Raw genomic sequence first — 24,384 nt, forward strand, 5'->3', positions numbered from 1 at the left:
GTCAGGGTTCGCAGTTTCTGGCAAACGCGCGCAGTACGCGATACTTGAACTCCGCCTCGCTGAAGAGATGTTTCCACTCGATACGCAATACGATCCAGCCGTCCTCGGTGAGCGCCTTTTCCCGCTGTCTTTCGTTGTAGATCACCTCGTCAGTTGGATGGAAGTCGAAGTACTTGGACTTGCCGTCGAATTCGAGTGCCACCTTGCGGGCCGGCCATGCGAAGTCCAAGCGATAGGGTCCGTTGGCCGTGTACACCGAAAACTGAAGTTCCGGCGTGGGGAGTTTCAGCCTGTGGATGAGTTCGCGGGTGAGGCTTTCGCCGGCTGACTCGGAGCGCGGATCCACCAGTTCAAGGGCCGTTCTGAGCGCCACAGCTCCGTTGCGGCCTGCCAGTGCAGCGCATCTTTCCCGAAGGAGTGGAACGTCTGCACCGAGCCTGGCGGCGTGATCCACCAGAATTACCGCCTGCCTAACGTTGAACATCAGGCAGGAGTCCACAACTGTCCGTTCCAGCGAGGTGCACGGCAGGCCGTCAACGAGCGAAAGTTCACGTCCGTTAATTGTCCCTGTGTGGGCGGCAACGTCAGATCCGTGGGAAGTTCCGGAAGGGCGGCCCGGTTGCGTCAGGTGAACTGTGTCATCGACGTTCCAGAGATGGAGCCGGCGTAGGGCGGCGGCTGAGGTGTGGCTATAGACAAAACTTCCTGCCGACGTCGTCAGCGTTCCGTGTGAGTGGCCGTAAACGCGTTGACGCAGGTGATCCGGCTCCGTCAAACCGTTCCACCAGTCACCGCGGGCATAGCAGCCGCGGCGGATCCTGACCAACTGCCCACCGCGCACCAGCGTGGAGATCGCCCGGGCGTTCAATCCCTGTTCCAAAAATTCGGCGGTCCGCCAGAAATTTACCTGGCCAAAAGCAGGGATCCCATTCATGGTTCAAGCGTTGCCGGAACGCCTCCCGCCGCCCAGCGCTGGACACGGCTATGTGGACAATGCCGTTTCGACGATCAGCTGCGCCTCCGATGCTGACCCACGTCGAGTGCGCAGGGAACCGTCGAAACGGGTAGACACTGGCACTCGACGGCGGGAGGCCGCCTCACTGCCCTCAGGAGTAGTAGTTCGCCAGGGTTTCGGCCTTGAAGTCGAAGAAGGTGCCGGACTCGATGGCCAGGCGGGCATCGTCCACCATCTTCACCACGAACCGCTCGTTGTGGATGGAGATCAGCGTGGCCGACACCATTTCCTTGGCCTTGAACAGGTGGTGGATGTACGCCCGCGAGTAGTTCTGGCAGGTGTAGCAGTCACAGCCGTCCTGCAGCGGGCCGAAATCGCGCTTGTACCTGGCACCGGACAGGTTGTACCGGCCGGTGGGGTGGTAGAACGCGGAGTTGCGGGCGACGCGGGTGGGGGAGACGCAGTCGAAGGTGTCGGCGCCGTTCTCGATGGCCGTGAAGATGTCGTCCGGCTCCGAGATGCCCAGCAGGTGCCGGGGTTTGTTCTCGGGAAGTTCTTCGTTGCACCAGCGCACAATCGTGCCCAGGTTTTCCTTCTCCAAAGCCCCGCCGATCCCGAATCCGTCGAACGGCATGGCACCCAGGTCGCGGCAGGCCTTCCGGCGCAGGTCCTCGTACTGGGCTCCCTGGATCACGCCGAACAGCGCCTGGTACGGCTTGCCCACCCGCTCGCCGGTCAGCCGGAAGTGTTCGGCGATGCACCGCTCGGCCCACAGCCGGGTGCGTTCCAGCGACTCTTCCTGGTAGCCGCGGGAATTCTGCAGCGTGGTCAGCTCATCGAAGGCAAACATGATGTCCGCGCCGATCTGGTGCTGGACCTGCATGGAAATCTCGGGGGAGAAGCGGTGCCGGTCCCCGTTCAGGTGGGATTTGAACCAGACGCCGTCATCATCAATGTGCGCCAGTCGTTCCTTGCCGGGCGCCACAGCATCGTCAGGTCCGGAGGCATCAACGGACTTCATGTCGATGACCTTCTTGAACCCCGAACCCAGGCTCATTACCTGGAACCCGCCGGAATCGGTAAAGGTGGGGCCGGCCCAGTTCATGAAGGAGCCCAGCCCGCCGGCCTCGTCCAGGATGTCCGCGCCCGGCTGCAGGTAAAGGTGGTAGGCGTTGGCCAACAGCGCCTGCGCGCCGAGGTCCGCCATGGACTCCGGCAGGACTGCCTTGACGGTGGCCTTGGTCCCGACGGCGATGAACGCCGGGGTGCGGATCTCGCCGTGCGGGGTGGTGATGGTGCCGGTGCGGCCCAGGAATTCGCCGCCGTTCTCCGAGACATGGGCGGCCGACGGCGGGCACGATTCACTGAGTCGGGTCCCCACCGTGAACGAGAATGCGGACTGCTCCGCGGGAAGCGCGGGATCAGGCGTGGTTGCGGGGGCGGGGTTGGCTGGCACCGTACCAGTGTGCCAGCAAACCGGCCGGCACCAACAAAGCGGGCCCCGCCGGTAAGCGCCCGGAAAGCCGGGCGCACATCCCCGGCACCCAGCCGGTCAACCAGCGCCCCGTCAGCTGACCGGATCCGACTCTGGGTACTGGGCCTGCCGCCACGAATCCCAGGATGACCGGATGGCGTCCACCTTCGCGGCGCCCAGATCGTACGTGGAGGCAATCACCATGGACCCGCCGTCGGGCCGCAGGTCCTCGATGACAGGCTGGTCCGTCACCACCAGGAGCCCCTCGCCGTGCGCGGCGTAGTCGTGGACGGTGAGCCCCACCTGGTGGTTGCTGCGGTACCAGACCTTTCCGGAGATCTCCTCTCCGGTGGCCAGGGTGAGGCGGTAGTCCTCGCCCGGAGCCGGGACGTCGGTGAGGCCGAGCTTCTCGATCGCGGAGCCGGGGCCGCCCGGAAGCTGCAGGAACAGTGTGTGCCGCGTGCCATTGGGGTGGCGCTCCAGTGCGAAGCGGAGTTGCTGGAGGAACGTGAGCCACCCCTGGGTGATGTCCTCGTCCCAGGCAGCCCATTCGGAGTTATGGTCCAGCGCCGCGCGGGTGACGTTGACCCGTGTCCCGCCGGCCACGGGATGCAGCTCGAACGTGTCGCCGCCGTGCACGGTCAGGCTGGTGTGGTCCGGTGCTTCCTGCACGTTGTCGGCGAAGTAGATTTCCTTGACTTCGGCGTCAAGGTCTTCGGCCTGCCAGCCATGCCACTGGACCACCCGGGACGGTTCACGCAGCATGTTCCAGACCTGCGGCGCATCGGCGTTGATCACTACGCTGAGATTGTTCGTCATAGCCCCGAATCTACAACTCCGTCCGGGGCCCGGGTAGGGCTAATTTGTTCAGGCGCGGACGGCCTCAAGCTCGTTGCCGATCCGGCGCTCCAGCTCGGACATGCCGATGGTCTCCGAGCCGCCGTGCGCCCGCAGGAACAGCAGCGACTCCAGCCGCAGCAGCCGCCACTCACGCTCGGCGTCGTGGTTGGAGTTGTCGATGGAACGGAAGATTTCCTTGTCGTACAGGTTGGGCTCGTTGAGCGAGCGCTGCCGTACCTTGGCCGCCATCCGGGCCTTGAACGGATCCGTTTCCTGGCTTTCCGGGGTGCGGATGAGTTTCTCGTACACGGCCGCGCGTTCGTCCTGGCCGTCCTGCCGGCAGATGTAGCTGGCCAGCGCCAGGGATGCCTCTACGGACGCCCAGCGCCCGGGGTTTCCGTCGTAGGGCAGCACCGTGAGGAGGTCAGCGATGGACAGCGCGCCCTCCGCGTCCTTCAGCGCGACGAACAGTTCGTGCGCGAGGTCGGTGAGGTCCTTCAGGCAGCTCCCTGACTTGAAGTTCACGCCCTTGGACAGGCGGTCCGTCAGCAGCAGGACGCCCACGGCATCCGGGTGCGCTTCAGCAGCGGCTTCCACAACGGATTCGGGGGTGCCGTCCGGGGCGGGGATCAGCGCCAGTTCCTCTTCGCTGGGCCCGTTGGCTGCGGGTGGAGCCGCCGGAAGGGGAGGTACGACGACGGCGGGCACCTGGGCGTTGGCGGCCGGCTCACCGCCGGGCTGCTCCTGCCCGGGTTCCGTGCCAGCCGCGGCACCGGCCGAGCGCGTGGCCTCCGGCACCGGGGTGTCCGCCGCTGTGGCAGCCGGAACGCCGGCGACTGCCAGCGGAAGGTGCGTGACGGCGTCGTGCGCTGCGTCAACGAGGGTGACCGTGCTGCCGGCGGCGATGCGGAGGGTTCCCCCGCCGGTCAGGCTGGCGAGGACCAGGGCGGGCACGCCAAAGTCATCCCGCTGCAGCTCCAGCTGGTGGATTTCCGCTGTCCGTTCACCGCCGGGCAGGAGGATGTGGCTGCCGGTGGTCAGTGATCCAGCCTGCTGCTCGCGATATTGCCGGGCCGGTGTTTCGGTCATGGGAGTCCTTAAGTTCTCTTGCGGTCCGCCCTACAGTCTACAAAGGCCGGTGCCTGAAACCGGGGACCCCCACGTCCCGGCGGGATGTCAGAAGCCGACGCCCGCGAAAGCCAGTGCCTGGCGGATGAGGCCGCCGCGGCCGCCGCTGAACTCGAGCTGGACGCCCGGGCTGAGGACTTCGTCAGGGGTCATCCAGGTCAGCTCCAGGGCGTCCTGGCGCGGTTCGCATTCGCCGGTGACCGGGATGACGTAGGCCAGGGACACGGCGTGTTGCCGCTCATCGGTGAAACCGGTCTGGGACGGTGCCGGGAAGTATTCGGCCACGGTGAAAGGCACCGGGCTGATGGGCAGCTGCGGGAACGCCAGGGGGCCCAGGTCCTTTTCCATGTGCCGCAGCAGTGCGGCGCGGATGGTTTCGCGGTAGATCACCCGGCCGGACACCAGGGACCGGACCATGGTGCCGTCGTCGTCGGCCTGCAGCAGCGTGCCCACTTCGTTGACGTAGCCCAGCGGGTCCAGCCTGACCGGGACCGCTTCCACATAGACCATGGGCAGCCGGCCCCGCGCCTCAAAGAGGTCTTCTTCGGAGAGCCAGCCGGGATTCGGGTCAGGGGTGCGCACGTTCATGGTTAAGTTCTACCCCATGGGGCGGCGCTCGGAGATCCACACCGTGGCGGGCACGCTGGCGGCGAACACGGTGGCGTCCGGGTTGGCCACGTGCAGGGTGCTGCCGAACGCTTCCTCCGTGACGCTCACCTGGAACCCTGCGGAGGCGAGCCGATCCCGCACCGGTTCCAGTCCGCCGTCGTACTCGAAACCCAGCCCTGAACGGGACGGCCCGGAGGCCGGGCGGACCATCAGGACTCCGCCGTTCTTGGCGGTGAAGTCGGCGGTTTCGTCGTCGTCCGGCACGGGCCGCGGGCGGGCGCCCACGTGGCGCAGCGTCCGGGCGGCGCCGTCGGCGTCCTGGGTGAACCAGACCGCGACGACGGCCAGCGCCTGATCGGCGTCGGCGCACTGGGCGCCGTGCCCGGCAGGGTCCGCGAGGAAGCTGAAACCGTCCGGCCCGGTAATCCGGCAGGCGTCACCGTGGTCCGCGGTGACCAGTTCTGCGGGGGCGCTGCCGTCCTCCGCCGCGGACTCATTCGTGCGCCGGGCGAATTCAGCGAGGTCGCCCACTTCCACCGCAAAGGTGGTGGTGCCGTCCATTGGATCTCCCTCGGGGACGCTGTGCAGGGCCAGCCGCCCGGACGCGGAGTCGAACACGCGGAAGCCGCCGTCCCCTTCGGTCAGGACCAGCCCCAACGCAGTGAGGAACCGTTCCCAGTGGTCGATGCGTGAGGTGAAATGCAGGGGGCGGACGCGAAGCATTTGGGGGTCCTTAAGCTCGGAATCGGGGCTATACGCCCATGATGGCACAGGGCCGCCGGGGCCGCGCCGGCGGACGTGGCTGCTGGGCTGGTGCGTTCGCGGGTGTTGTTGCCGGCCTTGTGATGTCGGAGGGCGGGGGCACAATAGGGCCATGGCTGTTGAACTCGACGAACTGCTGGTGCCTGATGCCGCTGCCTGGCGCGCCTGGCTGGAGGAGAACCACCGGAGCAGCCCGGGGGTGTGGCTGGTGCTGCATAAGAAGGGCGGCGCGGTGACGGAACTCGATTATGCCGCGGCGCTGGACGAGGCTCTGTGCTTTGGCTGGATCGACGGACAGGGCAGGAGGCGTGACGACGAAACGTCCTTCCAGCGCATGACCCGGCGGGGTCCACGGAGCCCCTGGTCCGCACGGAATGTTGGCCACATTGCCCGGCTGGAGGAAGCGGGCAGGATGACCGAGGCCGGCAGGGAGGCCGTGGAGTCTGCGAAAGCGGATGGCCGCTGGGACAAGGCCTACGGCGGTCAGGCCACGGCTGAAGTTCCCGAGGACCTGGCCGCCGCCATTGCCGCGGTTCCGGCAGCGCAGGCGATGTTCGATGTCCTGACCAGGACCAACCGTTTTGCCTTGATCTACCGGACCAACTCGGTGAAGCAGGCGGCCACTCGGGAGCGGAAGATCGCGGGATTCGTTGAGATGCTGGCCCGCGGCGAGGCACCGTATCCACAGAAGAAGCGTCCCGGGGACGCTCCGCAGCCCTAAGCGGGCCACTGACCCATGTCCCTGGAACCGGTGGTGCCAAAACGTTACACCACTGACGTGCGGCGATGGCTGCGCAGTTGGGTTCCGGGCAGCGGACAGGTAAATTTGATGGCTTACTTGCGCTGGTGCCGTTCCCCTAACCGGGGACGGCACTTGCGCGTTCAGCGACGGATTGAAACCATGCCCCGAACATCACCCCGTACTGTCCTCCCTGCGCTCGCCACGGCTGTGAAGCGCCGCCCCGTCCTCTGGGCCGCGGTGGCGGTGGCGGCCGTCGTCGTGCTGGTCCTCTCCCTGGTCCTGGCCGGGCGGGCGCGCACCGGCCCGGAAGCCACGGCCGGGCGGGTGCTGGACGGGGTGGCGGCCGCACAGGAGACGTCGAAGGACCGGTCCGGCGGTTACGCCTCGCTGTGGCTCAAGGGCAAGGACCGGACGCTGTTCGAGCGCGGGGAAGAAGTCCCGGCGGACGGCGCAGAGGATGTCCGGAGCATCGAGTGCGGAGCGGGCTGGCTGGCCGGGGCGCGGGTGGAGGGCAGGGCCTACCTGCGGAGCAGTGTGTCGGACACGGTGTCCGCGGATGCCGGCAGTGTCCGGTTGCCGGATTGCATCAGCGCGGAGGCCCGCGACGCCCTCCTTACGGACTTGGGCAACAGCAGGACTTTCCCCGCTCCCGACGCCGCCGCGCTCGCGGCCCCGGCGAAGGATCCCGGCTACCGGCCCGCCTACCACCTCACCCCGGACCAGCGCTGGATGAATGACCCCCAGCGGCCGTTCCTCAAGGACGGGCTCTGGCACTACTACTACCTCTACAACGCCGACTACCCGGAAGGGAACGGCACCGAGTGGTTCCACGCCACCAGCACAGACCTGGTGCACTGGAAAAACGAGGGCGTGGCCATCGAAAAGTTCCGCAACGGACTGGGCGACATTGAGACAGGCTCCGCGGTGGTGGACACGGAGGGGACTGCAGGGTTCGGCAAGGGCGCCGTGATCGCCGTCCTCACGCAACAGGATGCCGGCGTGCAGCGCCAGTCGCTGTTCTACTCCACGGACAACGGCTACAGCTTCAAGGGCTACGACGGCAATCCCGTCATGGACAACCCCGGCGCCGAGCACTGGCGCGACCCCCGGATCGTGTGGGACGACGCGAACAACCGTTGGCTCATGCTGCTCGCCGAGGGCCACAAGATCGGCTTCTACACCTCGCCGGACCTGAAGAAGTGGACGTACGTTTCCGCGTTCGAGCAGGACGGAATGGGCGTCCTGGAATGCCCGGACTTCTTCCAGATGGACGTGGACGGCGACCCCGCCAAGCGCACCTGGGTCCTCGCTGCAGGCGCCAACGGGGCAGGGGAAGGCCGCACTACCGGCCTGGCGTACTGGACCGGCAGCTTTGACGGGGAGGCCTTCACGCCGGAGGGCGGCCACCAGTGGCTCGACGACGGCGCGGACTTCTACGCCGCCGTCACCTGGGACGATCCCCGCCTGACGGACGGCCAGCGCAAGGCATCACGGCATGCCATCGGCTGGATGAACAACTGGGCCTATGCCCGGGACCTGCCCACGGACGGCTGGTTCGGTACGGCGTCCGTGGTGCGGGACATCCGTTTGGAGTCCGACGGCGGCCAGCCGGCTTTGGTCTCGGCACCCACCCCCGCGCTGCAGTCGCTGGAGGGGGAGGCCAGCGAGGTGCCGGCAGGGAGCCTGGGCGCCGGGAAAGCACTGCCTCTACCGGAAAGCGACGCGTTCAAAGTGGACGTTGAGCTCGAAAAGCCCGCCAACGGAGCGGGGGAAGCCCGGGTCCTCCTGCAAAATGCCGGGAAGACCTACGCCACCGTGGGCTACGACTTCAGGGCAGGCAGGGCGTTCGTGGCCCGCGACGGGGATGCTGTCGCCACCGCCGATTCCAAGGTGGACGCGGCCTACAGCCAGGTCCGGACCGGAGCCGGCGGTTCAGCGGAGGCTGCGCCGGCAGCGGCGGCCGGCAGTGACACGGTGCGCCTGACCGTGTACGTGGACCGGTCCTCGGTAGAGGTTTTCGCGGACGGGGGCCGGCAGACGCTGACGTCCCTGGTGTTCCCGCCGGCCGGTGCAAAAGAGGTCCGGCTTGCGGCGGACGGCGGTGACGTGACGGTGCGGAAGGGCACCGTCACGCCGCTGGCCTCGATCCGCTAGGACTTCCCGGGGGCAGCGCCGCCTGCCGCCGGGCCCTGATCGGCGGGAAACGCCACGCCCTCGCCCACGACGCGGAGGCAAAGTTCCATGCCCGGCCGGGCGATGGAGGCGTTCCAGTGGCGGATGGTGATGATTTCCCCGCCGCCGGGATAGCGGTGGTCGGAGCGCCCGGCCAGTTCGGGCGGGACCGCCAGCTTCAGCCGGACGGTGGTTTCCGGGCCGAAGTAGTCCGTGTCCACCACTACGCCGCGGATGTCGCCGTCCTCGGCGATCCGGATCTGCTCTGGCCGGAGCATGAGCTGGACCGGGCCCTGGGCCGGCGGCCGCCGGACGGGGATGCCGCCCAGCGAGCAGGTGGCAAGCGATCCCTCCATCCAGGCGTCCAGGATGACGGCGTCCCCCAGGAACTCCGCGGTGGCCCGGTCTGCGGGGCGGGTGTACACCACGAACGGGTTGCCGATCTGGGCCAGCTTTCCGCCGCGCATGACGGCCACCTGATCCGCGAAGGACAGTGCTTCGGCCTGGTCGTGCGTGACCAGGATGGTGGTGACCCCGGCCTCGGCGAGGACCTTTGCCACGGCCCGGCGGGTGGCGACGCGAAGCCCGGCGTCGAGCGCGGAAAACGGTTCGTCGAGGAGCATGAGTTCCGGTTCGCGGGCCAGCGCCCGGGCCAGTGCGACGCGCTGCTGCTGGCCGCCGGAGAGCTGGTGGGGCCGGCGCTTGGCCATCGCCGGGTCCAGCGACACCATTTCCAGGAGGTCGCTGACGCGGCCCGCCACGGCACGGCGGCCGCCGGACAGTTTTGCGGTGTCCAGTCCAAAAGCGATGTTCTGCCCCACCGTGAGGTGCGGGAAGAGGGCACCGTCCTGGGCCACGTAGCCGATGTGGCGCTTGTGGGCGGGAACCCAGACGCCGTCGCCGGCCACAGTGGTGCCGTTCAGGGCGATGCGGCCGGCCAGCGGGTGTTCGAACCCGGCGATGAGCCGCAGCAGCGTGGTCTTGCCGGAACCGGAGGGGCCCACAATGGCGGTGGTGCCGCCCTTGGACACGGCCAGGTTGACGCCCTTCAGGACCTCCTGCGGGCCGAAGTTCTTGGTGACATCGGTGATCTGCAGGTGCGGGTTGGTGCTGGCCGCCACCGACGGGGAGACCCGGGGCTCCGGCAACCTCGATGTGGATGGTGCTGTCACTGTCCGGCTACTTTCTTGGACTGTTGGAAGAGGAGGTAGGTCATCGGTGCCGAGAGCAGGATCATCAGCAGCGCGTAGGGGGCGGCGCCGGCGTAGTCGATCTCGCTGCTCTTGCTCCAAAATTCGGTGGCGAGGGTGCGGGTGCCGTTGGGGGACAGCAGCAGCGTGGCCGTCAGCTCATTGGCGATGGCCAGGAACACCAGGGCGGCGCCGCCGGCCGCCGCCGGTGCGGTGAGCCGGAGGGTCACCCGGATGAACGACGCCAGCGGCGGCTTGCCCAGGGACTGCGCGGCCTCGTCCAGTTCCTTGGGCGCCTGGGCGAGCCCGGCGCGGAGGCTGACCAGGGCACGCGGCAGGAACAGCAGCACGTAGGCTGCCACCAGCACGCCGGCGGTCTGGTACACGCCCGGAACCAGCCGGATGCTGACCGTGACGAAGGCCAGGCCCACCACGATGCCCGGCAACGAGCTGGTGATGTAGTTGGACAGTTCCAGGGACTTGCTGAACCAGCCGGGATGCCGGACCGCTAGGTAAGCCATGGGGAAGGCCACCACGATAGTGGCCGCCGCGCCGGCAAGGCCGTAGCCCAGGGTAGCCAGGAGGGCGGGGAGGAACTCGTCGGCTGCCCACGCCGGGGCCCCGCCGAGCGCGGTCCAGCGCAGGACGAAGAACAGCGGGAGTCCCAAAGCCAGTGCCGTCAGTGCCAGCAGGAACAGCTGGGACGGCAGCTGGTAAACGTGCAGGGGCAGCCGCAGCGCCCGGCCCTGGGCGCCCGGCCCGATCCGGGCGTACCGGGCGGTGCCGCGGCTCCGGACTTCGGCCACCAGCAGGAGCAGGCAGAAGAACACCAGGACGCTGGCCAGCATGTTCCCGGCGGCGCCGTTGAAGGTGGACTGGTACTGCACCATGATCGCGGTGGTGAACGTGTCGAACCGGATCATCGCGAAGGCGCCGTATTCGGCCAGCAGGTGCAGCGAAACCAGCAGCGCGCCGCCGGTCATCGCGATGCGGAGTTGGGGGAGCACCACCCGGAAGAACGTGGCCCAGTTGCCCAGGCCCAGGGCGGCGGCGGACTGTTCGATGGCCGGGTCCAGCCGGCTCAGGGACGCCGCTGCCGGGATGTAGACCAGGGGGAAATAGGAGAGCGTGGCGATCAGGACACCGGACCACAGCCCGCCCATCGAGGGCACCGCCGAGACCCAGGCGTAGCTGTTGACGAACGCCGGGATGGCCAGCGGGGCGGCCAGGAGGACCGCCCAGATCCGGTGGCCGCGGAGGCTGGTGCGCTCCACCAGCCACGCACCCGCCACCCCCAGCAGCAGGCAAAGCGGCACCGTGATGATGGTCAGCAGCAGCGTGTTCAGCAGCAGCTCCATCACGCGCGGCCGGAAGATCAGGGCGACGGCGGTGTCCCAGCCGGTTGCCACCGTCATGTAGGCCACGTACCCCAGGGGAACGAGGGAGAACAAGGCGATCAGCACCGCCACGATGGACACTGCGGAAACGCCGAAAGGCGGGCGGGGGCGCTTGCCCCGGCCCGCCGTCGTCGTGCTCCCGCCCGAAGGGGGAGCCGATAGATCGGTGGTCACGGAATTAGAGGAGTCCTGCCTTGGTCATCAGGTCGGTGACCTTCTCGGAGTTGAGCTTCGCGGCGTCCACCGTGGGGGCCTGCAGGTCCTTGATGGGGACAAGCTTGTCGTTGGCGGGAACGTCGGAGGCGATGGCGTACTCGAAGGACGTGCCGGTCTTCAGGACCTCCTGGCCCTTCTTTCCGGTGACGAACTTCAGGAATTCCTGCGCGGCCGCAGCGTTCTTGGAGGACTTCAGCACGCCGCCGCCGGAGACGGACAGGAACGCGCCCGGGTCCTGGTTCTTGAAGTAGTACGGCGTGACGTTCTTGGAGTTCTCGCCGGTCTTCGCCTGGTCGCCGTAGTAGTAGTAGTGGTAGATCAGGGCGGCATCCACTTCACCGGCGTTGACGGCCTTCATGGCGGTGCTGTTGCCCTTGTAGGCCTTGAAGTTCTCCTTCATGCCCTGCAGCCATTCCTCGGTGGCGTCTTCGCCCTTGAGTTCCAGCAATGCCGAGACGATGGCCTGGAAGTCCGCGCCGGTGGGGGAAGCGGCCCACTTGCCCTTCCATTCCGGCTTGGCCAGGTCAAGCATCGACTTGGGGAGCTGGTCCTCGGAGATCTTGGTCTTGTCGTAGACCAGGACGGTGGAGCGGGCAGCGATGCCGGTCCACTTGCCCGTGGAGGGCTGGAATTCCGTGGGGACCTGCTCCAGGGTGGCCTTGTCCACATCGGCGAACAGGTCGGCGTTTTCCACCTGGGTCATTGCCGGGGAGTTTTCCGTGAGGAAGACATCGGCGGGGGAGGCCTGTCCTTCCTGGATGATCTGGTTGGACAGCTCGGTGTCCGACCCCTGGCGCATGGTCACCTTGATGCCGGTCTCGGCGGTGAAGGCGTCAACCCATTCCTTGGTGAGGCTTTCGTGCTGGGCGTTGTACACGGTGATTTCGCCGGATGCCCCGGCGGCGCTGCCGGATGCGGAGGACGTAGCTGCGGGCGTGGTGCTGCCGCCACAGGCGGTCAGGCCGAGGACAGCGGACGCGGCAAGGGAGATGCCGGCCAGGGCGCGGTTGCGGATCTTCATTGAGGAGCTGCTTTCTGGGAAATGTCAGGGGGACCGGTGGTGCCGGTCCGTGTGGGCCGTGGGGAAGGGCCCTCGCAAAACTGTAGGGTAGGCAACCCTAAGCAGCCACAGGGAAAGCGCTTAAGGTGACCAGCATCACAATAATTACGGAAGTATGGCGTGACTTAATTCTAGGGCGCAGTGAGCAGCGCGGCGGCTTCGATCGTCATCCAGGCCTGCAGCTGGGTGGAAAGTTCGACGGCGGCGCCCGCCGGGTAGGTGCGTGCGGCGGGTGTGTTGGCGTGCAGGGAGAAGACGCTGGCGTCCGGCATCGCCCGGGCTGATTCGCCGGGCTCCACGGTGCGGCGGCCGTCCCAGAATGCCTCTGCCGTGTCGGTGACCAGGCGGGCCGCGGTGCGGCGTGTCCCTTCGGGGAGCCGGGCGTCCCTCGCGGCCAGCGCCAGGTATCGGCACAGGATGCCGGTGAAGAGGCCGCCGTCGCCCGTTCCTTCGCAGCGGAGCACGCTGCCCTGTCCCGGTGTGGGGGTGGCGACGGTCAGCAGCCGCTCCACCCCGTCCACCACCGAGGCCGCCCTGGCCAGGTTGGCGTCTCCGCCCAATTCGAGCAGCGCGCCCAGCGCCGGCCCCTGGTTGTAGGTGTAAACGGTGCGCTCCACCAGCACTTCCCCTGCCGTGCCGGCGCGCGCCCCATCGAGGTACAGGTGCTGATCCGCGTCGAACAGCGTGGCGTCCAGCCAGTCGATCAGCGCCTGGGCCTTGGCCGTCTCGCCGGTACGGGCGTAGTACAGCGCCACGGGGCCGTTGGCCGGGGTGTTCTTGAAGTCCCGCTTCTTGCTCCAGAACACGCCGCCGCCCAGGTCATCGGTTCCGGCGGCATCGAACTGCAGGGTCAGGGAACGGCGGACCCGCGCGTTGCGGCCTCGTCCCGGCCGCCGGGTTTCCTCGGCGAGCCGGTCAAGGCGGTGGGTGGCAAGGGCCAGCCAGGCCATGTCGTCGTAGTAGTTGTTGACCACTGTGAAGGCGTTGCGCAGCCGGATGCCCGTCACCAGGCGGGACGCCAGGTGGCCGGCGCTGGGATTGGCGGGGCCGTTAAACCGCGCCGCCGGAGTGGCGCCGCTTCCCAACTCCCGCCGGCCGGTGTCCACCAGGCAGTCGACGTAGTGTGCCTGCCACCAGTAGTGCCAGGGGTTGAGCAGCGCCGTGCCTTCGGCGAGAGTGCGCAGCTTCCCGCGCCAGCCATGCGTCCGCCCGCCGCCCTGCCAGGTCACCGCCGCCAGGTGCGTATTCGGCAGGAACAGCAGCTTGCGGCCGAACAGCGCGGTGACGGACCGTGCTGCATGATTGGCACGCTGCTGCCAGTCGGGAGGGGAGGCATCACTGGACGTCATGGGCCCAGCCTAGCCATGCTGCCGGTCCCGATGCTGCCTGTCCGGACCCGGGGCGTCCGGAGCGTGCAGTGCGGCGGCATTTCAGTTAACATTGACTAACTGATACGTCGCGGTCCGCCTGCGCTTTCGGGGGCCACATCAAGGAGGATGCATGGATGTCAGAGGCAGTGCAGCACTGATCACCGGGGGTGCATCGGGCCTGGGGGCTGCCACGGCCCGGGCGCTGTTCCAGGCCGGAGCGTCGGTGGTGCTGGTGGACCTCCCGTCCTCGGCCGGCGCGGAGCTGGCACAGGAACTGAACGCGTCCGTGGAAACGCACGCATCCGGCCAGTCCGCAGTCTTCGCCCCCGCGGACGTGACCAGCGAGGCTGAGGTGCGGGCCGCCGTCGCCACCGCCTCCGGGCTGGGGCCGCTGCGGATCGTGGTGAACTGCGCGGGCATCGCCACCCCCGGCAAGGTTTTGGGCCGCGACGGCGTGCTGCCGCTCGAAGCGTTCAACCGCGTGGTCCAGGTGAACCTCATCGGGACGTTCAATGTGCTGCGCCTGGCCGCCGAGGCGATGGTGGCCACGGAGCCGGCCAGCACGGAGCTCGGCGGTCCCGAGCGGGGCGTCATCATCAACACCGCCTCCGTGGCCGCCTTCGAAGGGCAGATCGGGCAACCCGCCTATGCCGCCTCCAAGGGTGCGGTGGCGGCCATGACCCTGCCCATCGCCCGTGAACTGGCGCGCTCGTTGGTCCGGGTGGTCACCATCGCGCCCGGCATCTTCGAAACGCCCATGATGGCGGGCCTGCCGCAGGAAGCCCAGGACTCGCTCGGAGCCCAGGTACCGCACCCGTCCAGGCTGGGCAGGCCCGGCGAGTACGCCAACCTTGTCCTGCACATCGTGGACAACGCCATGCTGAACGGCGAGACCATCCGCCTTGACGGCGCCATCCGGATGGGGCCCAAATGAGCGACGCCGGGCGTTCGGCCGCCGCTGGGCTGCCGGACGCAGACTTCTTCGCCGTCGAATCCCAGCTAAGCCAGGCGGAACGGAACAAGCTCGCCGAGCTCCGGGACTTCCTCGCCGCGGAGATCGCCCCTTACGCCGGGGACTGGTGGAACAGTGCCGAGTTCCCTGCCCACATCCTGCCCAAGCTCGCCGCCCTGGAGCTGAGCACCCCCTCCCAGCGCGGCTACAGCCACCTGTTCGCAGGGCTGGTTATCGCCGAAATGACCCGGGTGGACACCTCGATCGCCACGTTCTTCCTGGTGCACCATGACCTGTTCGTCCAGTCCCTGCACGCCTTCGGATCCGAGGGCCAGAAGGAACGGCTCCTCGCCGACGCCTCGGACCTCCGCATCACCGGAGCATTCGCGCTTACGGAGCCCCTGCACGGCTCCGACGTGGCCGGCGGCATGGAAACCACGGCGCGGCGGATCTCCTCCGTCACAGGCGAGGACGACGACGGCGGCGACACCTGGGTGCTCAACGGTGCCAAGCGGTGGATCGGCAACGGGACGTTCTGCGACTACATGCTCGTGTGGGCACGCGACGAAACGGCCGGGCCGGACAGCCCGGCCGGGGCGGTGCGGGGATTCATCGTGGACGCCACGCTGCCGGGCATCACCCGCAGCCGGATCGAGAACAAGATCGCCCTTCGCACGGTGCAGAACGCGGACATCGTCCTCAAGGACGTCAGGGTGGCCGAAGCCGACCGGTTCACGCAGGTCAGCAGCTTTGACGACACCAAGGAGCTCCTGCGCAGTTCACGGATCATGGTGGCCTGGCAGGCCGTGGGGCAGCAGCTTGCGGCATTCGACGTTGCCCGGCAGTACGCCGTGGAGCGGCAGCAGTTCGGCCGGCCGCTGGCCCACTTCCAGCTGATCCAGCAGCAGCTGGTGACCATGCTGGGCAACGCCGTGGCCAGCATGGGGATGCTGGTCCAGCTGGCCAGGCTGCAGGAGGAAGGCTCGGCTGACATGGCCCAGGTGGCGCTGGCCAAGTCTTACGCCAGCGCCAGGATGCGGGAAACCGTGGCGCTGGGCCGCTCCATCCTGGGCGGGAACGGCATCGTCACCGATTACCGGATGGCCAAGATCTTCGCCGACGCCGAGGCCATTTACACCTATGAGGGGTCCTACGAGATCAATACCCTGATTGTGGGGCGGGCCATCACCGGGATTTCGGCGATCGCCTGAGCCCGGCCCCGGGTGGTTGCCCGGGGCTGGGCGCCTGTGGTTGCGCCGGCCGAGACTACGCCGGGTACGGCTGCTTCTCGCCCGCCTCCACCCGGGTATCCAGGCTGTTGTTCCGGACCGGCATGGGGCAGGTTCCGTAGGGCGTGAAGGCGCTGGGATAGTTGATGGCCCGGTTGAAATCGAGGACCACCGTGAAGCTGCCGTCCGGATTCGGCCGCGGCCGGGGCGCCGAGACCTTCCGCCAGTCATCTGTTGTATCGCCGTTCGTCTCGTCATGGAACGTGACTGTCAATGCCCCGAGCTTCTCCTCCTCGGCCTGCAACCGGAACTCGTGGGGACTGCCGGGAAGCCTGAACACCACCTCGCCCACGGTCCGGTGGACGCCGTCCACCAAAGGGTTGGCGGTGCTGATCGGGACATCAACCGGTGCTGGGTACGGCTCAAAGCGGGCCGTCACTTCCCACTCCGGGTTGTAGGGGTAGGTGGGCACGCCGTCGAATTCGGTGAACACCGGCGACTCAGCGTCCCGGGTGCGGATCGCGTACCGGCCTCCGCGCATGGCCAGTTCCACCACCGTCCGGTCGCCGGCGGGGCCGCCGAACTGCACCCACATCAGGGATTCCTCATCGGCGAGGACCGCGGTGATGGTCCCGTCCACCGTTTCGCCCGTCTCCACCAGCGTGAGGCCGTCGGAAGGCACTGCGGTGAGTACCGCCGTCGTGCGTTCCCGTGTGCCGGCGCCTTCCGCGGACCCGTTGCCCTGGGCGGACCACAAACCGGGGACGAGCTCGACGGCGGCAGGGGAGTCCTCCAGCCACTGGAAGGAGGTGAGCGTGAGCCAGCCGTGCCCGGCGGCCAGGGCCTTGTCCCGGTTGGCGCGGAAACGCTGCCAGCGCTCGAGTTTGGCGGTTGGCGCGGTGGTCCCTGCGGGTGTGGTGGTGCTCATGATTCCTTCCCATCTCGTCTGCCCGCTACAACCGGTGCCGGCCCCGGTTCATTCCGGGGCGTCCGCCGCGGATCCTGCCCCTTGCGGCGCCGGCCAGCGAAGGTACGCTCGTGATGCAAGAGGCAGGGATCCGGCGAGCAGGAGAAATCATGAAGATCGCAGTCTTTGGAACCGGCACCGTGGGCCGGACGCTCGCCGCGGCGTTCAGCTCCCTGGGACATGAAGTGGTGTTAGGAACCAGGGATCCTGCGGAGACTGCCCGCCGTACGGAGCCTGGCCCCATGGGCGGGCAGCCATTCAACGAGTGGCAGGCGGCGCACCAAAGCATCCGGCTGGAGACGTTCGCCGCAGCCGCGGAAGAAGGCGACATGGTGGTCAACGCCACCAACGGTGCTGCGTCGCTAGCGGCCCTTGCTGCCGCCGGGGGTGCCAATCTGGCCGGGAAGGTCCTGCTGGACGTGTCCAACCCGCTCGACTTCTCGCAGGGAATGCCGCCGGTCCTGAACCCGGTCAACACCGAAAGTCTGGGGGAGCGGATCCAGCGGTCCTTCCCGGACGCGAGGGTGGTCAAGACCCTCAACACCATGAACGCGGGACTCATGGTTGACCCGGGAAAGCTGGCGGACGGTGACCATTCCGTGTTCGTCTCAGGCGACAACAGCGAGGCCAAAGCCCAAGTCACCGAGCTGCTGCAGGCGCTGGGCCACCGGGACATCATCGACCTTGGCGATATCACGTCCGCCCGCGGGGCGGAGATGGTGCTTCCGCTGTGGCTGCGCCTCTTCGGGGCCCTGGGCACCCCGGATTTCAACTTCAAGGTGGTGCGGGGAGGGTGACACAGTCTGAGACACATTCTGCCTTCGCCGTGCCAAAGGGGTAGCATCTTCTGCTAGTAACGTGGCTCACAGTATCCAGCGCAGTGTACGAGCCAAGTCCGAAACCCTCGAAAGATTGCTTCCATGGCTCACACTGCAGCACACCCCGAATCCGATCTTGCCTCCGAACTCAGGGCAGACGTCCGCCGGGTCTCCACCCTGCTGGGCGAATCCCTGGTCCGCCAGCACGGGCCCGAACTCCTTGACCTCGTGGAGCAGGTCCGCCTCCTCACCAAGGAATCCAAGGAGGCTGCCCGCGGCGGCGCCGACGCCACTGGCCCGTGGAGCGCCCACGACGTCGTCGCCCAGGTCCGCGAACTCCTGGGCTCCCTGCCGATTGAGCAGGCAACGGACCTGGTGCGCGCCTTCGCGTTCTATTTCCACCTGGCCAACGCCGCCGAACAGGTCCACCGCGTCCGTGGCCTGCGCACCCGTGCGGAGAAGGACGGCTGGCTGGCCAAGACGGTAGCCGAGATCGCCGGCCAGGCCGGACCCGAGGTCCTGCAGGAAGTGGTCAACGGACTGGACGTCCGCCCCATCTTCACGGCCCACCCCACCGAGGCCTCCCGCCGCTCCGTGCTGGACAAGATCCGCAAGCTCTCCGACGTCCTGGCCCAGCCCACCATCGAGGGCACCACTGCCCGCCGCCGCCAGGACCGGCAGCTTGCCGAAATCATCGACCAGATGTGGCAGACCGACGAACTCCGCCAGGTCCGGCCCACCCCGGTGGACGAGGCCCGGAACGCCATCTACTACCTGGGCGGCATCCTCACCGACGCCATGCCGGAAATGCTGTCCGAGCTGTCCGAACTCCTCGGCGAACACGGCGTCACCCTGGCCGCGCAGGATGCCCCGGTGAAGTTCGGCTCCTGGATCGGCGGTGACCGCGACGGCAATCCCAACGTGACGGCAGCGGTCACCCGCGAGATCCTCCAGATCCAGAACCAGAACGCCATCCGCATCAGCATCGGCATGATTGACGAACTGATCTCCATCCTCTCCAACTCCACGGCGCTCGCCGGCGCGGACCAGGTGCTGCTGGACTCCATCGAAGCCGACCTGCAGAAGTTGCCCGGCCTGGACAAGCGTGTCCTGGAACTGAATGCCCAGGAGCCCTACCGGCTGAAACTGACCTGCATCAAGGCCAAGCTGATCAACACCGGCAAGCGCGTCGTGGCGAACTCGAACCACGAGCACGGGCGTGACTACAGCAGCACGGACGAACTCCTCGCAGACCTCGATCTGCTGGAGCTGTCGCTCCGCAACCACTCGGCGTCGCTGGCTGCCGACGGTGCCCTCGCCCGGGTCCGCCGCGCCATCGCGTCCTTCGGCCTGCATCTGGCCACCCTCGACATCCGCGAGCACGCCGATCACCACCACGACGCCGTCGGGCAGCTCATGGACCGCATCGGCGGCCCCGGGCTGCACTACGCCGAACTGAGCCGTAAGGAACGCTTTGAGGTACTGGGTTCCGAGCTCGCCTCCCGCCGCCCGCTGTCCGGCCACCCGATCAAGCTCGACGGCGCTGCTGACGGCACGTACGACGTCTTCAGGGAGATCCGCCGGGCCCTGCGCATGTACGGCCCGGACGTCATCGAGACCTACATCATCTCCATGACCCGCGGCGCGGACGACGTCCTGGCTGCCGCCGTGATCGCCCGCGAGGCCGGCCTGGTCAACCTCTTCGGCGAGAAGCCCTACGCCAAGCTGGGGTTCGCGCCGCTGCTGGAAACCGTGGAGGAACTCCGCGCCTCCGCCGAAATCATCGACCAGCTCCTCTCCGACCCCTCCTACCGCGAACTGGTGCGGCTGCGCGGGGACGTCCAGGAAGTCATGCTGGGCTACTCGGACTCCAACAAGGAATCCGGCGTGATGACCAGCCAGTGGGAAATCCACAAGACCCAGCGCAAGCTGCGTGACATCGCCGCAAAGCACGGCGTCCGCGTCCGCCTGTTCCACGGCCGCGGCGGATCCGTGGGCCGCGGCGGCGGACCCACCTACGACGCCATCCTGGCCCAGCCCAACGGCGTCCTGGAAGGCGAAATCAAGTTCACCGAGCAGGGCGAAGTCATCTCTGACAAGTACTCGCTGCCTGAGCTTGCCCGTGAAAACCTGGAGCTCTCGCTGGCCGCCGTGCTCCAGGGCTCCGCGCTGCACCGCGACCCGCGGACCTCCGACGACCAGCGCGAACGCTACGCGCACGTCATGGAAACCATCTCGGACGCCGCCTTCGATCGGTACCGCAGCCTGATCGACCACCCGGACCTGCCGGCGTACTTCATGGCCTCCACCCCGGTGGAGCAGCTCGGGTCGCTGAACATCGGCTCCCGCCCGTCCAAACGCCCCGACTCGGGTGCGGGCCTTGGCGGGCTGCGCGCCATCCCGTGGGTGTTCGGCTGGACCCAGTCCCGGCAGATCGTCCCCGGCTGGTTCGGCGTGGGGTCAGGCCTCAAAGCCGCCCGCGAGGCCGGCAACTCGGAGCAGCTGGTGGAGATGATCGGGCACTGGCACTTCTTCCGCTCCGTGCTCTCCAACGTGGAGATGACGCTTGCCAAGACGGACCTGGACATTGCCGGCTACTACGTGGACACCCTGGTCCCCAAGGAGCTGCACCACATCTTCCGCGCCATCCGTGACGAATACGAACTCACGGTGACCGAGGTGCAGAACCTCACCGGCGAGCACGTGCTCCTGGACGCCCAGCCCACGCTCAAGCGCTCCCTCGAGGTCCGCGATCAGTACCTGGACCCCATCAGCTACCTCCAGGTGGAATTGCTTCGCCGGGTCCGCGCGGAAGCCGGCGAGGGCATGAGCAACGGCGAGATCGACGAACGCCTCCAGCGGGCCATGCTCATCACCGTCAACGGTGTGGCAGCCGGCCTCCGCAACACCGGCTAAACCGCAGTTGCCCTTCCACTTAGGGTCCCTAAAACGCCCGGGTGGGGACCCTAAGTGATGGCGCAACGGGGTTGGGTAGGGTTGAAAGCATGCCTTCGTTCCAGACCCGCCTGAAGATCACCGGGCTCCGGCCGGGCAACGCCCCCGAATCCGTGATGGACGCCGCCGTCGAGGCGTTGGGAACCCGCCACCATGTTGAGTCGCACCAGCTGCAGATTTCCGGCGGCGTGCCCCTGCTCAACCTGCGCTTCCTCGTGGACGCAACCGAATACAGCGGCGAGAACCGGCAGGCGGTGGATTCGGCAGCCATGATGCGCGACGCCGTCGAACGCGTTGCGCTGACAGGTTCCCTGAGCGTGCTGCGGCGCAGCCGGGGCAAGTGGCTGCCCGTCTGACCTTCCCAGGTGGGCGGCGGCCTCAGCCGAGCGGGCCGGGCTCCTCCACGGGGGAGCGGTTGCCGCGGCGGCGGGTCACGATGATTCCGACGACGGCGCCCACCACCAGGCCGAGCACCACACCGATGAGCGAACTCGCCCAGAACGGCAGCTTCGTTGCCGAGCCCGTGAAGTAGCCCAGTCCTACCAGCCAGCAGGCCCACAGCACCGCCCCAAGGCCCGCGCACAGGCTGAAGCCCCGGACCGAAACGTTGGCAATGCCGGCGGCGGCGGAGGTGGCAAGCCGGCCGCCCGGAATGAACCTTGCGCCGATGATGCCCCCGTAGGTGGAGGACCTGCCGGCCTTCGCGAGGGCGACGTGGATGCCCTGATGCACCCGACGGCCCCATTTCCAGCGGTCCAGCACATGGCTCAGGCGGCGGCGGAACAGCTGGAACACCACGATGTCGCCCGTCCACGATGCAAGAGCGGCGAGGGCGAGCACCAGGAGGATATTCGCCCTGCCGTCGGCTGACAGCGCGCCGCCGGTGATGACCACCATTTCTGACGGAATGGGCGGAAAGATGGCGTCGCCAAGGACCACGGGGATGATCCAGAAATAGATGGCCTCCCCCCAGCTGTCTGCGCTGCCAAAGTCCATTGCCACAAGGTACCGCACTTTCGCGGCCGGGCTGCCGGGGTCAGGCCGCAGGATTCCCGAAGTTTTCCGGTGCCGTCCGCGAGCGGGGGCGGACCGTTTCGCTGAGCTCGAGGCCGCTCCGGTACTCCACCGGGCTGCCCGAGATCGGATCCACGAACCGGATGCCGCGGGCCAGCAGCTGCAGGGGTTTGCCGTAGTTATCCGGGGCCTTGTCCAGCAGCTCGGGATAAAAGGCATCGTTGACGATCCCGAGTCCCAGTGAGGCCATGTGGACGCGCAGCTGGTGGGTCTTGCCCGTGTGCGGTTCCAGGCGGTACCTGGCGAGGCGGGTGGGACTGCCCGGCGCCGCGGGCATGCTGCCGTCGGCACCCGGGTAGGTGCCGCCGTCGAGCATTTCCAGCTGCTCAATCCGCGTCTCCGCGTTCGGCTCGCCCTCCACCACCTCGGCCAGCAGGTAGCTGCGGGACTTGGTCATCCGGTTGCGGACCACCACGGGGAAGTCGACGGCGGGATGTCCCGGCGCGGGGTCGGCGGCCGAAACGCACTCGTACTCCTTCTGCACCTGCCGCTTCTCGAACAGCACCTGGTACTTGCCGCGCGTCTGCGGATTGGTGGAGAACAGCAGGACGCCGGCGGTCATGCGGTCCAGCCGGTGCATGGGGATGAGGTCCGGCAGGTCCAGCTGGTTCCGCATCCGCACCAGGGCCGATTCCTGGATGTAGGTGCCGCCGGGGGTGGTGGGGAGGAAGTGTGGCTTGTCGACCACCAGCAGGTGTTCGTCCTGGTGCAGGATGCTGAGGTCCACGGGGATCCGGGTTTCCGGCGGAAGCGTGCGGTAGTACCAGATGAAGGTGTGGTCTTCGAGCCTGGTGTGCCGGCTCAGGGGCACGCCGCCCTCGCCCACGATCTCGCCGGCGTCGAACCTGTCCTCGATGCCCTGCGGATCGATGTGGCCCCAGCGGTGCATCATGTAGTCCATGGCGGTGTTCCACGGGCCCTCTTCAGGGAGGCGGAGGCGGGTCGCGTTCACGCCGTCGCGCACGGGAAGGGGGGATTGCATCACCGGTCCATTCTACCGGCGCGCCCTGGACTGGCCGCCTGCGGTACCGACGACAAAAAAGTTCTTGACAAGAAAAATTGTCGGTTGGCACACTTAACCCATGTTGGACATCGCAGTGATCGAGGACCCCGCGGCGGCCGAAGCCTCGCTGGACCCCATCCGCTCCACCATCCTCCGTGAACTGGCTGAACCTGCCTCCGCCACGCAGCTGGCGGTCCGGGTAGGGCTGCCGCGGCAGAAGGTGAACTACCACCTCAAATCGCTGGAGCGGCACGGCCTGGTGGAACTCGTGGAGGAGCGGCGCAAGGGCAACGTTACCGAGCGTGTCCTCCAGGCCACGGCGGCCTCCTACCTGATCTCACCCACGGCCCTGGCTTCCGTGTCGCCGGATCCGCGGCGCTTTGCCGACAGGTTCTCGGCGTTCTGGCTCCTGGCGCTCGCGGGCCGGATGGTCCAGGAGGTGGGGAAGCTGATCGCCGGAGCTGCGACGGCCCGGCAAAAGCTCGCCACCTTCGCCATCGACGGCGAGATCACCTTCCGCACAGCGGCTGAGCGTGCCGCCTTCGCCGAAGAGCTGGGCGTCGCCGTCACGCAGCTGGTGGATAAGTACCACGACGCCGGCGCCTCATCCCGCGGGCGGCGCCACCGACTGGTGGTGGCTCTGCATCCCGTCCTCAAACCGTCCCCCGAAACCTCACACGAACCCGCAACCAAGGAGCAAGGCCATGACTGACAACCGCAACTTCGAAATCGTCTACGATACCGAACTTCCCGGTACGCCGGAGCGGGTCTGGGAGGCTGTCACGGCAGGGACTCCCGGATGGATGTTCCCCACGGACCAGTGGCCCGCCGTGAAAACCGCTGAGGAGTACCCCGCCCACCTCGTTTCCCGGATGGACGGTCCGGACGGCTGGTTCAACCAGCTGGAGCACGTCCTGGAGCCGCTGGACGGCGGCCGGGCGCGCCTGCACTATGTCCACAGCGGGATCTTCGCGGACAACTGGGACGAGCAGTACGACGGCGCCAGCCGCCACACCGAGTTCTACCTGCACACCCTGGGCCAGTACCTCCAGCACTTCGACGGAAAGCCGGTGGTGTTCACGGACATCCAGGGGCCCGCCGGCTCCCAGGTGCCGGACGGCTTTGCGCGGCTCCGCCGGGCGCTGGGCGTTGAGTCGGCGGTGCAGGGCAGCCCGGTGGAGGTAGAGCTCGACGGCGTGGGCCGGCTTGCGGGCGAGGTGGACTTCTCCAACGAGCACTTCCTCGGCCTGCGCACGGCGGATGCCCTCTACCGGTTCTTCGGCCGCAACGTGTGGGGCGCCCCCGTGGGCATGACGGTGCACGATTTCAGCGGCGCCGGCGATTCGGAGACCACGGCCAAGGCCTGGACCGGATTCCTGGAGCGCGTCTACTCCTAGCCCGGTTGGGCCGTGCCCGCCGCTTCAGAGGCCGAGATCGCTGGAACGCTGTGGGGATGCTGTTCCGCCGCTAC

Annotated in this window: 22 protein-coding genes; 9 read left to right on the forward strand and 13 right to left on the reverse strand. The window is 67.7% G+C overall.

Annotated elements, in window-relative coordinates; all coding sequences use genetic code 11:
* Position 1: 1 nt before the first annotated feature.
* The 6 genes from BLT71_RS04895 to BLT71_RS04920 form a co-directional block, all read right to left on the reverse strand.
* Positions 2 to 934 (reverse strand): type IV toxin-antitoxin system AbiEi family antitoxin domain-containing protein, encoded by a 933-nt coding sequence (locus BLT71_RS04895; protein WP_091718090.1) that lies wholly within the window; start codon positions 932 to 934, stop codon positions 2 to 4.
* A gap of 172 nt (positions 935 to 1,106) precedes the next feature.
* Complete coding sequence (gene tgt / locus BLT71_RS04900; protein WP_091718092.1) at positions 1,107 to 2,411, reverse strand: tRNA guanosine(34) transglycosylase Tgt; 1,305 nt, start codon at positions 2,409 to 2,411, stop codon at positions 1,107 to 1,109.
* A 111-nt stretch (positions 2,412 to 2,522) separates the two neighbouring features.
* Positions 2,523 to 3,248 (reverse strand): SRPBCC family protein, encoded by a 726-nt coding sequence (locus tag BLT71_RS04905; protein WP_091718094.1) that lies wholly within the window; start codon positions 3,246 to 3,248, stop codon positions 2,523 to 2,525.
* Between the two features lie 48 nt (positions 3,249 to 3,296).
* Positions 3,297 to 4,358 (reverse strand): DUF6707 family protein, encoded by a 1,062-nt coding sequence (locus tag BLT71_RS04910; protein WP_091718096.1) that lies wholly within the window; start codon positions 4,356 to 4,358, stop codon positions 3,297 to 3,299.
* 87 nt (positions 4,359 to 4,445) lie between these two features.
* Complete coding sequence (locus tag BLT71_RS04915; protein ID WP_015935952.1) at positions 4,446 to 4,985, reverse strand: NUDIX hydrolase family protein; 540 nt, start codon at positions 4,983 to 4,985, stop codon at positions 4,446 to 4,448.
* Between the two features lie 9 nt (positions 4,986 to 4,994).
* Positions 4,995 to 5,729 carry a VOC family protein gene (locus BLT71_RS04920; protein ID WP_091718098.1) on the reverse strand — a complete coding sequence of 245 codons (735 nt, stop codon included), beginning with the start codon at positions 5,727 to 5,729 and terminating at the stop codon, positions 4,995 to 4,997.
* A gap of 151 nt (positions 5,730 to 5,880) precedes the next feature.
* Here BLT71_RS04920 and BLT71_RS04925 point away from each other — a divergent pair, with 151 nt between their 5' ends.
* Together BLT71_RS04925 and BLT71_RS04930 are read left to right on the forward strand one after the other, a co-directional pair.
* Entirely contained in the window at positions 5,881 to 6,489 is a 609-nt protein-coding gene (locus BLT71_RS04925) for a YdeI/OmpD-associated family protein (protein WP_091718100.1), read from the forward strand.
* A 180-nt stretch (positions 6,490 to 6,669) separates the two neighbouring features.
* Positions 6,670 to 8,664: a glycoside hydrolase family 32 protein gene (locus tag BLT71_RS04930; RefSeq protein WP_091718102.1), complete on the forward strand. Its 1,995-nt coding sequence runs from the start codon at positions 6,670 to 6,672 to the stop codon at positions 8,662 to 8,664.
* On the opposite strand, the gene BLT71_RS04935 is transcribed toward BLT71_RS04930, so the two are convergent.
* From BLT71_RS04935 to BLT71_RS04950, 4 genes are all read right to left on the reverse strand, one after another.
* The gene (locus tag BLT71_RS04935) at positions 8,661 to 9,854 is read right to left on the reverse strand and encodes an ABC transporter ATP-binding protein (RefSeq protein WP_172829905.1); all 1,194 of its coding nucleotides are present in this window, start codon (positions 9,852 to 9,854) and stop codon (positions 8,661 to 8,663) included. The genes BLT71_RS04930 and BLT71_RS04935 overlap by 4 nt on opposite strands.
* Positions 9,851 to 11,443 carry an ABC transporter permease gene (locus BLT71_RS04940; RefSeq protein WP_172829906.1) on the reverse strand — a complete coding sequence of 531 codons (1,593 nt, stop codon included), beginning with the start codon at positions 11,441 to 11,443 and terminating at the stop codon, positions 9,851 to 9,853. The genes BLT71_RS04935 and BLT71_RS04940 overlap by 4 nt, the downstream gene beginning before the upstream one ends.
* 4 nt (positions 11,444 to 11,447) lie before the next feature.
* A complete protein-coding gene (locus BLT71_RS04945; RefSeq protein WP_091718108.1) occupies positions 11,448 to 12,506 on the reverse strand; it encodes an iron ABC transporter substrate-binding protein in 1,059 nt (352 codons plus the stop codon).
* 170 nt (positions 12,507 to 12,676) lie between these two features.
* Positions 12,677 to 13,894: a glycoside hydrolase family 76 protein gene (locus BLT71_RS04950; protein ID WP_091718110.1), complete on the reverse strand. Its 1,218-nt coding sequence runs from the start codon at positions 13,892 to 13,894 to the stop codon at positions 12,677 to 12,679.
* 151 nt (positions 13,895 to 14,045) lie between these two features.
* Here BLT71_RS04950 and BLT71_RS04955 point away from each other — a divergent pair, with 151 nt between their 5' ends.
* Together BLT71_RS04955 and BLT71_RS04960 are read left to right on the forward strand one after the other, a co-directional pair.
* The gene (locus BLT71_RS04955; RefSeq protein WP_091718112.1) at positions 14,046 to 14,849 is read left to right on the forward strand and encodes an SDR family NAD(P)-dependent oxidoreductase; all 804 of its coding nucleotides are present in this window, start codon (positions 14,046 to 14,048) and stop codon (positions 14,847 to 14,849) included.
* On the forward strand, positions 14,846 to 16,078 hold the full coding sequence (locus BLT71_RS04960) for an acyl-CoA dehydrogenase family protein (RefSeq protein WP_091718114.1): 1,233 nt from the start codon (positions 14,846 to 14,848) through the stop codon (positions 16,076 to 16,078). Before BLT71_RS04955 ends, BLT71_RS04960 begins: the two co-directional genes overlap by 4 nt.
* 55 nt (positions 16,079 to 16,133) lie before the next feature.
* Here BLT71_RS04960 and BLT71_RS04965 read toward each other — a convergent pair whose 3' ends face one another.
* Complete coding sequence (locus tag BLT71_RS04965) at positions 16,134 to 17,024, reverse strand: DUF1684 domain-containing protein (RefSeq protein WP_091718116.1); 891 nt, start codon at positions 17,022 to 17,024, stop codon at positions 16,134 to 16,136.
* Between the two features lie 149 nt (positions 17,025 to 17,173).
* On the opposite strand from BLT71_RS04965, the gene BLT71_RS04970 reads away from it, so the two are divergent.
* The 3 genes from BLT71_RS04970 to BLT71_RS04980 all read left to right on the forward strand — a co-directional run bounded on the left by BLT71_RS04970 (position 17,174) and on the right by BLT71_RS04980 (position 21,192).
* Positions 17,174 to 17,860 (forward strand): NADPH-dependent F420 reductase, encoded by a 687-nt coding sequence (locus tag BLT71_RS04970; RefSeq protein ID WP_091718118.1) that lies wholly within the window; start codon positions 17,174 to 17,176, stop codon positions 17,858 to 17,860.
* A gap of 123 nt (positions 17,861 to 17,983) precedes the next feature.
* Entirely contained in the window at positions 17,984 to 20,797 is a 2,814-nt protein-coding gene (ppc, locus tag BLT71_RS04975) for a phosphoenolpyruvate carboxylase (protein ID WP_091718120.1), read from the forward strand.
* 89 nt (positions 20,798 to 20,886) lie between these two features.
* On the forward strand, positions 20,887 to 21,192 hold the full coding sequence (locus BLT71_RS04980) for a hypothetical protein (protein ID WP_091718122.1): 306 nt from the start codon (positions 20,887 to 20,889) through the stop codon (positions 21,190 to 21,192).
* Between the two features lie 22 nt (positions 21,193 to 21,214).
* Here BLT71_RS04980 and BLT71_RS04985 read toward each other — a convergent pair whose 3' ends face one another.
* Both BLT71_RS04985 and BLT71_RS04990 read right to left on the reverse strand, forming a co-directional pair.
* Positions 21,215 to 21,832: a DedA family protein gene (locus tag BLT71_RS04985; RefSeq protein WP_091718124.1), complete on the reverse strand. Its 618-nt coding sequence runs from the start codon at positions 21,830 to 21,832 to the stop codon at positions 21,215 to 21,217.
* Between the two features lie 40 nt (positions 21,833 to 21,872).
* A complete protein-coding gene (locus BLT71_RS04990) occupies positions 21,873 to 22,892 on the reverse strand; it encodes an RluA family pseudouridine synthase (RefSeq protein ID WP_091718126.1) in 1,020 nt (339 codons plus the stop codon).
* 100 nt (positions 22,893 to 22,992) lie between these two features.
* On the opposite strand from BLT71_RS04990, the gene BLT71_RS04995 reads away from it, so the two are divergent.
* Complete coding sequence (locus BLT71_RS04995; protein WP_091718128.1) at positions 22,993 to 23,625, forward strand: ArsR/SmtB family transcription factor; 633 nt, start codon at positions 22,993 to 22,995, stop codon at positions 23,623 to 23,625.
* On the forward strand, positions 23,618 to 24,310 hold the full coding sequence (locus BLT71_RS05000) for an SRPBCC family protein (protein WP_091718130.1): 693 nt from the start codon (positions 23,618 to 23,620) through the stop codon (positions 24,308 to 24,310). Before BLT71_RS04995 ends, BLT71_RS05000 begins: the two co-directional genes overlap by 8 nt.
* Positions 24,311 to 24,384 lie beyond the last annotated feature (74 nt).

The sequence above is a fragment of the Pseudarthrobacter equi genome, from assembly GCF_900105535.1.
Taxonomy (GTDB): domain Bacteria; phylum Actinomycetota; class Actinomycetes; order Actinomycetales; family Micrococcaceae; genus Arthrobacter; species Arthrobacter equi.

Coding starts and splice junctions, on each gene's coding strand:
- BLT71_RS04970 (WP_091718118.1), top strand. CDS start 17,174: ATGAAGATCGCAGTCTTTGGAACCGGCACCGTGGGCCGGACGCTCGCC.
- BLT71_RS04915 (WP_015935952.1), bottom strand. CDS start 4,985: ATGAACGTGCGCACCCCTGACCCGAATCCCGGCTGGCTCTCCGAAGAA.
- BLT71_RS04990 (WP_091718126.1), bottom strand. CDS start 22,892: ATGCAATCCCCCCTTCCCGTGCGCGACGGCGTGAACGCGACCCGCCTC.
- BLT71_RS04950 (WP_091718110.1), bottom strand. CDS start 13,894: ATGACGTCCAGTGATGCCTCCCCTCCCGACTGGCAGCAGCGTGCCAAT.
- BLT71_RS04980 (WP_091718122.1), top strand. CDS start 20,887: ATGCCTTCGTTCCAGACCCGCCTGAAGATCACCGGGCTCCGGCCGGGC.
- BLT71_RS04930 (WP_091718102.1), top strand. CDS start 6,670: ATGCCCCGAACATCACCCCGTACTGTCCTCCCTGCGCTCGCCACGGCT.
- BLT71_RS04955 (WP_091718112.1), top strand. CDS start 14,046: ATGGATGTCAGAGGCAGTGCAGCACTGATCACCGGGGGTGCATCGGGC.
- ppc (WP_091718120.1), top strand. CDS start 17,984: ATGGCTCACACTGCAGCACACCCCGAATCCGATCTTGCCTCCGAACTC.
- BLT71_RS04985 (WP_091718124.1), bottom strand. CDS start 21,832: ATGGACTTTGGCAGCGCAGACAGCTGGGGGGAGGCCATCTATTTCTGG.
- BLT71_RS04945 (WP_091718108.1), bottom strand. CDS start 12,506: ATGAAGATCCGCAACCGCGCCCTGGCCGGCATCTCCCTTGCCGCGTCC.
- BLT71_RS04905 (WP_091718094.1), bottom strand. CDS start 3,248: ATGACGAACAATCTCAGCGTAGTGATCAACGCCGATGCGCCGCAGGTC.
- BLT71_RS05000 (WP_091718130.1), top strand. CDS start 23,618: ATGACTGACAACCGCAACTTCGAAATCGTCTACGATACCGAACTTCCC.
- BLT71_RS04920 (WP_091718098.1), bottom strand. CDS start 5,729: ATGCTTCGCGTCCGCCCCCTGCATTTCACCTCACGCATCGACCACTGG.
- BLT71_RS04960 (WP_091718114.1), top strand. CDS start 14,846: ATGAGCGACGCCGGGCGTTCGGCCGCCGCTGGGCTGCCGGACGCAGAC.
- BLT71_RS04910 (WP_091718096.1), bottom strand. CDS start 4,358: ATGACCGAAACACCGGCCCGGCAATATCGCGAGCAGCAGGCTGGATCA.
- BLT71_RS04995 (WP_091718128.1), top strand. CDS start 22,993: ATGTTGGACATCGCAGTGATCGAGGACCCCGCGGCGGCCGAAGCCTCG.
- BLT71_RS04965 (WP_091718116.1), bottom strand. CDS start 17,024: ATGAGCACCACCACACCCGCAGGGACCACCGCGCCAACCGCCAAACTC.
- BLT71_RS04925 (WP_091718100.1), top strand. CDS start 5,881: ATGGCTGTTGAACTCGACGAACTGCTGGTGCCTGATGCCGCTGCCTGG.
- BLT71_RS04895 (WP_091718090.1), bottom strand. CDS start 934: ATGAATGGGATCCCTGCTTTTGGCCAGGTAAATTTCTGGCGGACCGCC.